Source organism: Leptospira yasudae, from assembly GCF_003545925.1.
GTDB classification, from domain to species: Bacteria; Spirochaetota; Leptospiria; order Leptospirales; family Leptospiraceae; genus Leptospira; species Leptospira yasudae.
Window position 1 is genome coordinate 449,587 of sequence record NZ_QHCU01000002.1, and the last position, 11,559, is coordinate 461,145.

General features: G+C 43.1%; 13 protein-coding genes. 7 read left to right on the forward strand and 6 right to left on the reverse strand.

The window, feature by feature from the left end; genetic code table 11:
* Positions 1-44: 44 nt before the first annotated feature.
* The 3 genes from DLM76_RS07360 to DLM76_RS07370 all read left to right on the forward strand — a co-directional run bounded on the left by DLM76_RS07360 (position 45) and on the right by DLM76_RS07370 (position 3,165).
* A complete protein-coding gene (locus DLM76_RS07360) occupies positions 45-986 on the forward strand; it encodes a polyprenyl synthetase family protein (RefSeq protein WP_118964801.1) in 942 nt (313 codons plus the stop codon).
* Positions 967-1,746, forward strand: a complete 780-nt coding sequence (locus tag DLM76_RS07365; RefSeq protein ID WP_118964802.1) for a TlyA family RNA methyltransferase — start codon at positions 967-969, stop codon at positions 1,744-1,746. Before DLM76_RS07360 ends, DLM76_RS07365 begins: the two co-directional genes overlap by 20 nt.
* A 312-nt stretch (positions 1,747-2,058) precedes the next feature.
* A complete protein-coding gene (locus DLM76_RS07370; protein WP_118964803.1) occupies positions 2,059-3,165 on the forward strand; it encodes a DNA alkylation repair protein in 1,107 nt (368 codons plus the stop codon).
* A gap of 89 nt (positions 3,166-3,254) precedes the next feature.
* On the opposite strand, the gene DLM76_RS07375 is transcribed toward DLM76_RS07370, so the two are convergent.
* From DLM76_RS07375 to fcpA, 4 genes are all read right to left on the reverse strand, one after another.
* A complete protein-coding gene (locus DLM76_RS07375) occupies positions 3,255-3,656 on the reverse strand; it encodes a styrene oxide isomerase (RefSeq protein WP_118954208.1) in 402 nt (133 codons plus the stop codon).
* Between the two features lie 179 nt (positions 3,657-3,835).
* Positions 3,836-4,753: a hypothetical protein gene (locus tag DLM76_RS07380; RefSeq protein ID WP_118964804.1), complete on the reverse strand. Its 918-nt coding sequence runs from the start codon at positions 4,751-4,753 to the stop codon at positions 3,836-3,838.
* On the reverse strand, positions 4,743-5,222 hold the full coding sequence (locus DLM76_RS07385; protein WP_118964958.1) for a hypothetical protein: 480 nt from the start codon (positions 5,220-5,222) through the stop codon (positions 4,743-4,745). The genes DLM76_RS07380 and DLM76_RS07385 overlap by 11 nt, the downstream gene beginning before the upstream one ends.
* A gap of 279 nt (positions 5,223-5,501) precedes the next feature.
* Positions 5,502-6,413 carry a flagellar coiling protein FcpA gene (gene fcpA, locus DLM76_RS07390; RefSeq protein WP_026131228.1) on the reverse strand — a complete coding sequence of 304 codons (912 nt, stop codon included), beginning with the start codon at positions 6,411-6,413 and terminating at the stop codon, positions 5,502-5,504.
* Positions 6,414-6,727: 314 nt separating this feature from the next.
* Between fcpA and zapE the strand changes: the two genes are divergently transcribed.
* The 4 genes from zapE (at position 6,728) to DLM76_RS07415 (ending at position 10,026) form a co-directional block, all read left to right on the forward strand.
* Positions 6,728-7,585 (forward strand): AFG1/ZapE family ATPase, encoded by an 858-nt coding sequence (gene zapE, locus DLM76_RS07400; protein ID WP_004766621.1) that lies wholly within the window; start codon positions 6,728-6,730, stop codon positions 7,583-7,585.
* The gene (folK, locus tag DLM76_RS07405) at positions 7,582-8,031 is read left to right on the forward strand and encodes a 2-amino-4-hydroxy-6-hydroxymethyldihydropteridine diphosphokinase (protein ID WP_118954207.1); all 450 of its coding nucleotides are present in this window, start codon (positions 7,582-7,584) and stop codon (positions 8,029-8,031) included. The genes zapE and folK overlap by 4 nt, the downstream gene beginning before the upstream one ends.
* Positions 8,015-8,812 carry a 3-methyl-2-oxobutanoate hydroxymethyltransferase gene (panB, locus tag DLM76_RS07410; RefSeq protein ID WP_118954206.1) on the forward strand — a complete coding sequence of 266 codons (798 nt, stop codon included), beginning with the start codon at positions 8,015-8,017 and terminating at the stop codon, positions 8,810-8,812. Before folK ends, panB begins: the two co-directional genes overlap by 17 nt.
* A gap of 71 nt (positions 8,813-8,883) precedes the next feature.
* Entirely contained in the window at positions 8,884-10,026 is a 1,143-nt protein-coding gene (locus DLM76_RS07415) for an N-acetylneuraminate synthase family protein (RefSeq protein WP_118954205.1), read from the forward strand.
* A 240-nt stretch (positions 10,027-10,266) separates the two neighbouring features.
* Here the strand turns inward: DLM76_RS07415 and DLM76_RS07420 are convergent, their stop codons facing one another.
* Positions 10,267-11,145 (reverse strand): ankyrin repeat domain-containing protein, encoded by an 879-nt coding sequence (locus DLM76_RS07420; RefSeq protein WP_118964805.1) that lies wholly within the window; start codon positions 11,143-11,145, stop codon positions 10,267-10,269.
* Between the two features lie 31 nt (positions 11,146-11,176).
* Complete coding sequence (locus DLM76_RS07425; RefSeq protein WP_118954203.1) at positions 11,177-11,527, reverse strand: Hpt domain-containing protein; 351 nt, start codon at positions 11,525-11,527, stop codon at positions 11,177-11,179.
* Positions 11,528-11,559 lie beyond the last annotated feature (32 nt).

An 11,559-nucleotide genomic window follows, 5' to 3' on the forward strand; every position in this document is an offset into this window, starting at 1 on the left:
ATTGCTCTTTACAATTCCAGGTTTTCTTTCAAGTTGGAGGCAGAGTGAGTCAATCTGCCTTTTCTGAAATATTCCATTCTTATCGGGTTGCTTTTGAGAATTTTTTAGATTCTCAAACACTCTCCGCGCTTGCAAAACAATCCGCACCCGAACTTTTCGAAGCGATGAAATATAGCCTCGTAGCCGGAGGAAAACGTCTTCGACCGGTGTTGGCCTTGGCCGCCGCAGGCGGACTTAAGAATGAAACCCGCAATGCCTTGTATCTCGGATCTTCCCTCGAATGCATTCATACGTATTCTTTGATTCACGACGATCTTCCAAGTATGGACAACGACGATTTTAGGAGGGGACTGCCGACCCTTCACAAAAAATTTTCCGAAGCGACCGCGATTTTGGCGGGAGACGCTCTGAATTCTTTCGCATTTTATTTATTATCGTTTGTTCAAGGGGAGAATGGAGATCTATCTTTGCATCGAGATTTATTAGAAATTTTGCATGCAGGTTCCGGCGCTCCCGGAATGGTTTCGGGGCAAATCTACGATCTTCAAATGGAGCGGGAAAACGGGAAAACTCATAATTTGAATAGTGAACAGGATCTGATTTCGATGGTTCAGTTGACTCATCGATTGAAGACCGGCGCCTTAATCAAGGCTTCTTTGCTTCTGGGGAATCGGCTTCGAAACGATTGGAAACAAAGAGAAGAATCCTTATTGAAATACGGAGAGGATTTGGGGCTTCTTTTTCAGATCACGGATGATATCCTGGATGTGGAAGGAACTCAGGAATCTTTAGGAAAAACGCCCGGAAAAGATCAGCGATCCGGCAAGATCACCTATCCTGCGTTATTCGGTATGGATCGTTGTAAGAAAATGACGGAAGAACTTCAAGACAATCTTGTTTCGATTGCTTCCGGTTTCGCATCCACGGACGAGGAAAGAATATTTTTCCGGGAGCTTCCGGTTTACATTGGGCAAAGAAAAAATTAGACTGGATATTCTTCTTTTCGATCGGGGATTTGCCGACTCGATTGAAATCGCAAGAAGTCTGATTCTTTCCGGGTCCGTGTTGGTAAACGAGCAAAAGATTACGAAAGTCGGATTAAAATTTTCGGAAGATTCCGAAATCCGAATTTTAAACGTTATACCGCGTTATGTAAGCCGAGGCGCCTATAAATTATTAAAAGCCTTCGAAACGTTTCCGTTCCGGGTAAACGGAAAACTTTGCATCGATTTGGGCGCTTCGACCGGCGGGTTCACGCAAGTTCTTTTGGAACAGGGGGCTTGGAAGGTTTTTGCCTGCGACGTAGGTTACGGTCAACTTGCCGAGAAGTTAAGAAATCATTCTTCGGTGATCGTGAAGGATCGTTTTCATCTAAAAAATTTATCTTCTTTTGAAATCGAATGGGAAACAAATCGGTTTCAAGTTCCGAATTCGGATTCGATTGCAATCGTAATGGATCTGAGTTTTATTTCACTGCGGTCCGTTTTTCCGGTGATTCGAAGATTTCGGGAAGAAAAAAATATTCCAAAATTAGAATGTGTTACTTTGATTAAGCCGCAATTTGAAGCGGATGAAAAGGATCTTGTAAAAGGGGTTTTACGAGATCCAAAAATTCGAATTCGGATCGTTCGTTCGATTTGCGAGCATCTAAAGAAAGAAATCGGCGGGAAAATTCTCGGTTTAAAATGGTCTCCGATCGAAGGCCGCGACGGAAACAGAGAGGTTCTATTGTATTGGGAGATTTGAAGATCGCTGCTCTTTCGGTTCGATTTTCCTCTGAACTATAAAAATCAAATTCTTGTTTGGCTGAGGTTTATAGGAAATCTTGAAATCGGATTTTACTGGAAAGTGATGTATCGGAATCGCGGAGATCGGGCTTTATCGAAAGCGATTTGTCGAAACGAAAAATACTGAAATCAAAGAATCAACTTGTTCTAACAAGATTTTGAGGACCAGAAAGACATTTGATAAAACTCGCAAGTTTCTTTTTTCCAAATTGTTTGTCGGAACAATTAAAACCGATGTTATTAAAATATTGGACAAGGTGTAACTTCTTCAATGGCTGAGCTACTCAAAGATTTGTATACGGAAACCGTATTGCGTAAAATCGCCGATTCCTTTTCGAAAGAAATTTCTTCCGTTTCCTCGGAAGAATGGATCAAACGATTCAAGCAAAAAGATTGGAAACAACTCGAACTTAAACAAAGAATCCGAAGAATTGCGGAGACATTGACGGAAGAATTGCCGAAACCGTTTCCGAAAACTCTAAAGCCTTTGCTCAAAATCACGGATTCCCTTCAAAAGAAGTTTGAAGGGAAGGAAGTTTTTCTTACGATTTTTTTAGGAGATACTGTTGAAATTCTCGGGATCGATTATCCGAACGAATCCATGATCGCCTTTGAGAGAATTACGAAGTTGATCTCCTGCGAATTTTCGATCCGTCCTTTTTTAATCCGACATCCGGAACAGGCATGGAATCAGATGCTGGATTGGTCTTTGCATGAGAACGCCGACGTTCGACGTTTGGCATCCGAGGGAAGTAGGCCCCGCCTTCCTTGGGGAATGGGAATTCCCGGTTTAAAACAAGAGCCACAAAAAACTCTTTCCATTCTTGAAAATCTAAAAGACGACGTTGACGAAGTCGTTCGCAGAAGTGTTGCGAATCATTTGAACGATATTTCTAAAGACCATCCCGAACTGGTCCTGAATATCGCGGAAAAGTGGGTTGGTTTTTCGGAAGAACGAGATGCGCTTTTAAAGCACGCGTTACGCGGTCTTTTAAAAGAAGGAAATCCGAAGGCAATGAGAATTTTCGGTTTCGGTTTTAAGATAAATGCAAAAATTCTAAACTTAAAACTGAAGTCTCAAACCGTTAAAATCGGAGGAGATCTTTTTTTCGGATTTAAAGTTCAATCTTTAGATGCAAAGCCGAGTCGCCTTCGTATCGAATACAAGATTCAATACGCAAAAGAATCCGGTAAAACTTCGAGAAAGGTTTTTCAGATCGAGGAAAGAACCTTTCAGCCGAAAGAATCCGTTTCTTACGAAAAGAAACAATCCTTTAAACAGATGACCACCCGAAAGCACGTTCCGGGTAAGCATACGTTGGAAATTCACATCAACGGAATTCTAAAATCGAAAATCGATTTTAAGGTCGTTCGTTAACGCATTATTGGAAATATTTTCCGAAATTTTTATGTATGGTATCTAGCGCCTTTCGGTGCAAAGTTTCGGGTGTTATGGAGAATAAAAAATTAAGTCAACAATACTCCATAGACGATCACAATGATTGCGGCTAAATTGGTGATGACACCGATCGCTCCTAAAGCTTTTCCTAATATAGGGTTTTCCTGAAATTCGTCCTTGATTCCTTGAAGCCAATTGGCCGTGTCTTTGAGCGCTAAGAAAAAGGAAGAGATCGCAAAGAGTGAGGCCCCGATCAAAGCAAGCGTTTCGGAGAAATTAGAATAACGAAACGCAACCACAAGTCCCAAAAGCATCGCTCCTTGCATCAAAGAACCGATATGTGCGGCCTGCAAATAACGCGAAGGAAATTCCGCCTTCTTTCTTGCGAGCGCGTAAGGGAATCCTGTAAGGCTTCCGTAAGCCAAGTTCAGAACGCCTGCGATAATGAGTATCTTTTCTGGTAGCAGCATAGTGGACCTCGTTTAACGGAAAAAAATAGCAGATAACGTCGATTTAGTCGATCAGATTCCGATACAAGAAAAGGTAAAATTGCGAGAGGTGATTTTTGAGAACGTAGCTTGGAGAGGAAATAAAAAACCCCGTCGTTTCCGACAGGGTTTAAATAAAAAGAGAAATAAGAATTAGATTCTTACTTTTTCTTACCTTTTACAGGAGCTGCCTCAAAAGTCGGAATGGACTTAGCATCGTCTTCGACGAAATCCAAATATCCATTTTGCTTCAGTTCCTCAACGTCTTCAGCAGGTAGATCCAAATCATCCAACACTAGATTCGCGTCGGTCAATAACTGGCCGAATGTCTCTGCGTCGAAACGATTCATGATTTTGTCAGAAGTGAAGTAAGGTTTTGTCTCAAAAGCCCCAACGTCTGCCTTACCTTTTCCAGATCCCCATAAGGAAAGTAAAAAATTGGAAACGTTAGTAATGTCTAAGAAATTGCTGATTCTATCTGAGGATGCAATTTGCTTTTTGACGGTAGCTGTTGTTAATACGTCTCGTGCTAGTTCTGCTCTGTTTGATCTTGCTCTTTCGGCTACACCGAAAGCGCTTAGGCTTCCAAAAAGAGTATCATCTGATACGAAATAAACAACGATGTTAATCGGAAAAATTACCAGATCAAGATATATTCTAACAGGCAATGATGCGTCAACTTTCGTTCCGTCTTCTGCATTTACTAATGTAGCTTCTGGATCATTTTTAAGTAGAGATGTTTTAAACTCGAAATATTGTTGAGCCGAACTTTCTTCTTCGAGAGAAACATTGTCAGAACTATTACTGTAGGTTCCAAAAATTGTTTCATCTGTGAAAGCATAGTAGACTAAATTAAGCGGAGCTAAAACAAGATCTAAATAAATCCTAAGTGGGTTTTTAGAAAATGAACCTGCACTACTGTTTTTTTCTGCATCTGTGTAATCGATTTTTGCTTCCTGAATCACATAATAACTACCAGCACTGTATTGGTAACCATTTCCATGAGTTGAGGAAGAGCCTGTTGTACAGGCGCCCACTGCAAAAAGTGCAATGAGTAAACCGAGAATCTTAGCCTTCATTAATAGAAATCGCTTTACCGATCACAGTTACAGTGCACTTTTCTTCGTTGTAAATTAAGATGAAGCTATAGTCTTCACATTTAGTTTTAAAACGAGGTTGGAGGATTGCATCTGCTCCGTCCAGTTTTTCCAAAGCATTGTAGATAGCTTGGTCTTTTGCGTAATCAATTGGGCTAAAAGGAACGATGAAAGAAGGATATCCGGATACAGATCCTGAATCTCTTTTGTCAGTGCCTAAGTAAGGAGTTCCGAAAGAATAAGTAGGGAAGAAAAGAGTGCGAGTTCTAGTGAAAGACGCTTCGCCTTTTACGTTTCCGATAACTTTGTAGTCTTTTCTATTTAGAGCGCGGATATCAAGGAAAGAGCTAATTTTTGCTCCTGCAATGCTGTTCGTTCCACGAGTGCTGGTACAGTTGTTCATAGAAATCATAAGGCCCATAATCAGAGCCAAAATAGCCATTTTTTTCATTAAAATCCTCTTACAGTTGTAATTTGTGAGAATGTAAAAGAAAGGTCTCACATTTGTCAATGAAATCATGAAAGAAATTACCGATTAAAAAATAATCTTTCTGTCTGATTTTTGACCTTAAAGGGATATAACGCGTTTTAGGGATAAGCTTTGCGATTTATTTCGTAACAATAGGATAAAAACGTTAAACGAAGATTACGGAATTTTGATTCATCCAATAAAAAAAACCCCGTCGTTTCCGACAGGGTCTTGTTTCCATTTCGATTGAAAGAGAGTTGATTACGGTCTTACGGAAATCACTTCATCCTTGTTCACAAGGTTTACGATGTGTTTGTATTCCGGAGAATCTTTTCCGTATTTCAGCTCGGTCGCTCTCAGAAGGTGAACGTTTTTCTTGTAACGGTATTTGAACATCTGATCTTCGGATGCTCCGCCGTATTTCTTAATCATGTTCTCTTCGAAAGCGTAGCAACTTGCCAGATACTTGTGAGCAGGATATTCCTTCTCATTCTCATCGATTTCGATGTAGAGTTCGAGGATGGGGATACACTGTGGAAGATTTTGTAAATCATACTCAGTGAGAATCCAAGATCTGTAAGTATCGGAAAGGAGTCTTTTAAACTCTGGTCTTTCTCTCAAGTCTGGGTTTTTAATTTCATCTAAGTGGTTGATCGCCTTAGTGAAATAGTTCAGAGCTTGTTGTTTCGCAACGAGTTTTTCGCGGGAAACGACACGGTCTTCTCTTGCTTTGCGGTCTACTTTTTGCCAGTACCACTTTTCATCGAGACGCTTCTTTTCCGCTTCTTCTTTGCGGTATTGTTCAACAGATTCTCTCATTTTGAGAACCGTGTTTACGCCCGATTGGTAGTTTGATAATGCCAATCTAAATTTGTTGTTAGCGAATGCCTTGGAGAGCTGGTGGAGTTCTTGGAAATTCTTGTCATAGCCCTTAAAATCAGGGTTCTTCCACAGAGCTTCTTGTTCCTGGATTGCTTTTTTACGACGTTTCTGCTCTTCCGTGAGGTTCTTGTCATCGTCTTCGGGAACCAACTCGCCTTTTAACAGCTCGTCAATTTTTTCTACAGCTTCATTGGCTTGCTGATTACCGCCCTGATTGTTTTGCTGAGCTAAAACAGACAGGTTGAGTCCCAGCACGGCCAGAAGAATGAATATGCTTTTCATCACCTTCATAATGCTCACACCTTTTACTTCTCTTTCAATGGTATTAGGGAAAAGGTACATCCTGTGCCTTCTCTCCTGTATAACTATCGGACTTCGAATCCGAGATATAAACTAAGAACGAATTTTTTTTCCGCTTTCTTCCAAATAAGCGACATAAGAGTCGTTTTTCTCGATTTGGGAGGAAACTTTTTCTTTTTTGGTCGGAATTCCGCACCGAAAAAGCACGTTCCTACTTTCTTTTAATCCCCACATTTTTCCAGCAGATTCTTCTTTTATAAAAGGTTTTCCTTCAGCCTTTTGGTGAAAAAACTGGAATTAGTCCTATGATTCTCAAAAAATACACTCCGGTTCAAGAAGGCGCTCCCAACTGTCCTCAGTGCGGGGGAGTGGGTTTTTCGCTTACGGAGAACGTTCCCGGCACCAGTTCGGGCGTTCTTACGATCTGTCATTGTATTTCCGAGAATTGTCCCTGCCAAGGCAAACCTCCTTGGAGAGTTTACGACGAAAGCCTCGGCAAGATGATTCCCTGCGTTTGTCACAACGCGAGAATGGAACTCGGTCATCTTGAAACTATATTCAAAAAATCTGGAATTCCTCCCAAATATCGATATAGAACCTTGGATCAAACCGATCATAGCGCTGCGGTGGGAATTTCTTTTACGATCGCTCACAACTGGGCGCACGATCTCGTCCATAAATGGAACGATCCCGGTTTTAAACCGCACGGCTTGTATCTTTGGGGCGGACCGGGAACGGGAAAAACGCTTCTCGCCTGCATTATATTAAACGAATTGATCTTTCGTTATAAAATAAACTGCAAATACGCTAAGATCAACCGCGACTTTCTCAATACACTAAGAGAAACGTATCAAAAAGATTCCGAGACGCACGGAATGGAAAAGACGATCGAAACGCTGTTTGCGGAAGTCGAAGTATTAGTGTTAGACGATTTCGGAGTTCAAAAAGAATCCGATTGGTCGAATTCGAAATTGTACGACCTCATCGATGCTAGATACGAGCAGGAAAAACTCACGATTCTCACATCGAACACTTCTCCCGCGGAATGGAAAGACAAAGCGGAAGGAAGAATTTATTCCAGACTTAGGGAAATGACGGAAGAAGTTCATTTGGAATGCGCCGATTATCGGTTGAAACTTTCGGAATCCGGAGGAAGAGGATGAAAGAAGCGTTTCTTTCTTTAGGATCCAATCTCGGAAACCGCGCCGAGTTTTTAAAGATCGCCGTTCGCAAATTGAAGAACACGATCGGAATCGAAGTCATAAAAGAATCGGAACCGTTGAACACGGCGGCTTTGGAAGTTACGGATCAACCGGACTTTCTCAATCAGATCTTGAAAATCGAAACTACGTTTTCTCCCGAGGAACTTTTAGAAGTCACGCTTCGGATCGAAAAGGAAATGGGAAGAGTTCGGGTGCAAGATAAGGGGCCGAGAGAAATCGATATCGATATTTTGACTTTCGACGTTGTGAAGATGCACAGCAAAGGTTTGCATCTTCCGCATCATTCTCTGTTTACTCGTCCGTTTATCCGCGAGATTTTGGAAACGATGGGCGAAGGTTCGCTGTACGAACACTTTACGGGAGGCGAATATGAAAAACGTACATAAGGTCTTTTCTCCGGAAAAGAAAGGGAAAGAAAAAATTTCCGTCGTTACGTGTTACGATTTCAGTTTCGCGAGAATTCTCAACGAAACGGAAGTGGATTCGATTCTCGTAGGAGATTCTCTCGGAATGGTGATTCAGGGAAATTCGAGTACTCTTCCGGTCACGCTGGAGGAAATGATCTATCATACGAAAGCGGTTCGCCGCGGCGCACCCGATAAGTTCATCGTGGCGGATCTTCCTTTTTTAAGTTATCAAACTTCGATCGAAGACGGGATTCGTTCCGCCGGAAGAATGATGAAGGAAACCGATTGTGACGCCGTCAAAATAGAAGGCGGATCGGATTTCATCTGCGAGTTAGTCGCCATTCTCAAGCAGATCGGGGTTCCGGTGATGGGACATCTCGGGTTAACCCCGCAGAGCGTTCACGTTTTCGGCGGTCATCGGATTCAGGGCAAAGGGGAAGAATCGAGTGCGAAGCTTCTCCGCGAAGCGGTCGCGCTTTCGGAAGCGGGAGCGTTCTCCATGGTTCTGGAATTGATTCCGGCCGATCTTGGAAAAAAGGTAAGCGAAGAAGTCGGGGTTCCGACCATCGGGATCGGAGCGGGGCCGGATTGCGACGGGCAGGTTCTCGTATTAAACGACCTTCTCGGGACGGATCCGAATTTCCAACCCAAGTTTTTGAAGAAGTTTTCCAATCTGCATTCGGTCGTAAAGGACGCTGTGGGAAATTATAACAAAGAAGTAAAATCCGGAGAGTTTCCCGGGAAAGATCATAGTTTCTGATGATTTCTTGACGATAATCGGAACAATAGAAGCTTGTAAACTAAGGGAGAATCTCCCGTTTGGAGTGAAGTGTGGACATAGTTGAGTTAGAAAAAGGCCATCCGGAAACGGAGAACAAAATCAAAGAACTGGCAAAAGAATGCGGGAATCAAACCGAAATCATCCGCGGCGCGGCGGTATCGGATACGATTCATTTCATAGGCGATACCCGCAAAATTTCCGAAAAAGAAGGCTATGTCAAAGAACTCCCGGGGGTCGCAAAAATCTGGAACGTGTCCATTCCATATAAAAACATCGCAAAAACGGCCGCAGGGAAAAACGGAGAAGTGGTTCACAGAGCCACAAGAATCGTGGAAGTCAAAGGACCGGACGGACTCGTTCGGAAGTTCGGAACGGGGAAGCATATCTTCATCGTTGGACCCGATTCCCCGCAAACATACGAGCAGACTTTGACGATCGCAAAACAAGCGGTCGAGATCGGAAAGAAATACAATATCTTAGATAGAATCATTTTCCGCGGAGGAGCGTTCAAACCCCGCACTCGTCCTACCGACTGGAGAGGTCTCGGTTGGGAAGGAATCGAGATGATGGATAAGGTCAAGGCCGAAACCGGTCTTCCGTACGTGACCGAAGTGATGGATCATACCATGGCGGAAGAAGTCGCAAAACACGCCGACATGATTCAGATCGGAACGAGAAACGCGCAGGACTTCGAACTTCTCGAAGCCGTGGGAAGAACCGGAAAGCCCGTGATCTTAAAACGCGGTTTCGGAAACGAAGCGGTGGAATGGTTTTCCGCTGCGGAATACATCGCGAATCAAGGAAATTTGAATATAGTTCTTTGTGAAAGAGGGGTGAAAACCCTTTTCATCAAAGAAGGCTACTGCAGAAACACTCCGGACTTGAACGTGATCACTCACGTAAAGAATCAGACGATTCTTCCGGTGATCTACGATCCTTCGCACGTTGCGGGTGACGACAAGATCGTGATCTCCAATCTTCTCGCTTCGCTGCCGTTCAATCCGGACGGTTCCATCACCGAAACTCTTCACGTCGAGGAATTCAGAAAAGAACAGATGTGCGACGCGGCTCAAGCGTTGCTTATGAGCATCTATGAAAAAGCGGTTCAATCGATTTTGAAATACGAGGAAGCGATTCGTCCGATTACGGACGACGTGGATTCTTATTTCGTGAAACGGAAGTCGGGGAAATAATCTCAACGAGATCGAATTGGATTGTTAAAAATAAGGATTTAGTTTCGTTCCAAGTTAGCGGACATTCTTTAGTTTAAATTTGATTTCGGTTTAAAAGGCGATCTTGAAAATTCAGGATCGCCTTTTTTATTTGGGCGTGCCCCTTCGCTTACGCTCGGGTCGCGTGCCTCCAGGCTCGCGGATACCCGCTCGTTCTCTTCGAGAACGCTTCGCGCCTTACGGCCCGCTCACGCGTTGTATTCAATAGTTTGAATGTGTTTGAGGTTGTGTTTTCGGCGCAGGAGTGGGAGAGGTCTTCACATCCTTCAGTCGTTTGATATACCAGTGCATCATGTTCTGGCCATTGTCTTCCCAGGAAAATTCGCTGAAATGAGAAAACGCTCGTTCGGAAGCGCAATAGGTCTGTGGAGAAAACAACTGAGGACGTTTTGTGATCGTTTCCGCGAGATTCTTTTCCATCTTCGTCGAGTTTCCGCAAACGGAATGGCGATACCGATCATGAATCGAAGAATCGCTTGGAATCGTATTCAGATCCAAATCCTTCGCGTTGGCGTTCGTCAACAAATTGAGAATCCGTTCGTATATGTTGGGTTTGCTGTCTTGAAGAGTCTTCAACGCTTCCAGATGAATGTTCTTTCCATCTTTGTTGAAAAGATTTACGTTCGCGCCTTTGGAAATCAAATATCCCGTAATATCGTCCAAACCCCGGAGAATCGCCTTCTTTAAAGCGGAATCTCCGTGAATATCCAGAATATTCGGATCGGCTCCGTATCCGATTAACATTTTCGTAATATTCAAGTCGGTCGAATAGATGAGCGCCGTATCACGCCCGATAGGAACGCTTCTTCCGTAAGGAATCGGTTTGAAACATTCGTAGTTGCGGACGTTCGGATCGGAACCGCTGGAAAGTAGAAGTTCGATGAAATCTGGGTTTCCGTTCATCACGGCGACGCTCAGAGCGTTGTAGCATTCTCCGATTGCGTTTACGTTTTCACCTCGGCGAAGTAAGGATCGCGCTTCTTCTAAATTTCTTTCTTTAATGGCTCGGATGAGTTTTGTGTCATGGCTGCAATCGTAGAGAAGGAGCGCGATTAAAACGAAGAAGGCGAAATTCTTCATGGATTCTTTCTTTTTAAATCGAAATGAAATTCTATTGAATCCCGAATTTCTTTTTGAGTTCGTTTTTGGTTTGTTCCCAAAGCGCGGGAGTTTTCAAACTCAGAGCATACGAAGAATTCGAATCCGCGGTTTTCAAAAGCTGTTCCGCTTCGGTGACTAACGCTCTCAAATCTTCCAAGCCGAAATTAGCGGAAACTCCTTTGGTCTGATGTAGCTCCGCTTGAAGCTCCGCATCTTTTTTTTCCTCGGTAAAACGAACGATGTTTTTGACTCGAACTTCCATATTTGTGAGGAGAGATTCCACCATTTCTTTCAACCATGCGGCTTCTTCCTCATCGTCTCCCTGTTTCAGAGAATCCAGTCTGTTCCAGTCCACAAGCATGTCGCGACCTCGCTCCAAATTTATTTTTTTCG

Excerpts from the sequence above, each read along its gene's own strand:
- DLM76_RS07370 (WP_118964803.1), top strand. The coding sequence starts at position 2,059 with ATGGCTGAGCTACTCAAAGATTTGTATACGGAAACCGTATTGCGTAAA.
- DLM76_RS07375 (WP_118954208.1), bottom strand. The coding sequence starts at position 3,656 with ATGCTGCTACCAGAAAAGATACTCATTATCGCAGGCGTTCTGAACTTG.
- DLM76_RS07380 (WP_118964804.1), bottom strand. The coding sequence starts at position 4,753 with ATGAAGGCTAAGATTCTCGGTTTACTCATTGCACTTTTTGCAGTGGGC.
- DLM76_RS07385 (WP_118964958.1), bottom strand. The coding sequence starts at position 5,222 with ATGAAAAAAATGGCTATTTTGGCTCTGATTATGGGCCTTATGATTTCT.
- fcpA (WP_026131228.1), bottom strand. The coding sequence starts at position 6,413 with ATGAAGGTGATGAAAAGCATATTCATTCTTCTGGCCGTGCTGGGACTC.
- zapE (WP_004766621.1), top strand. The coding sequence starts at position 6,728 with ATGATTCTCAAAAAATACACTCCGGTTCAAGAAGGCGCTCCCAACTGT.
- folK (WP_118954207.1), top strand. The coding sequence starts at position 7,582 with ATGAAAGAAGCGTTTCTTTCTTTAGGATCCAATCTCGGAAACCGCGCC.
- panB (WP_118954206.1), top strand. The coding sequence starts at position 8,015 with ATGAAAAACGTACATAAGGTCTTTTCTCCGGAAAAGAAAGGGAAAGAA.
- DLM76_RS07420 (WP_118964805.1), bottom strand. The coding sequence starts at position 11,145 with ATGAAGAATTTCGCCTTCTTCGTTTTAATCGCGCTCCTTCTCTACGAT.
- DLM76_RS07425 (WP_118954203.1), bottom strand. The coding sequence starts at position 11,527 with ATGCTTGTGGACTGGAACAGACTGGATTCTCTGAAACAGGGAGACGAT.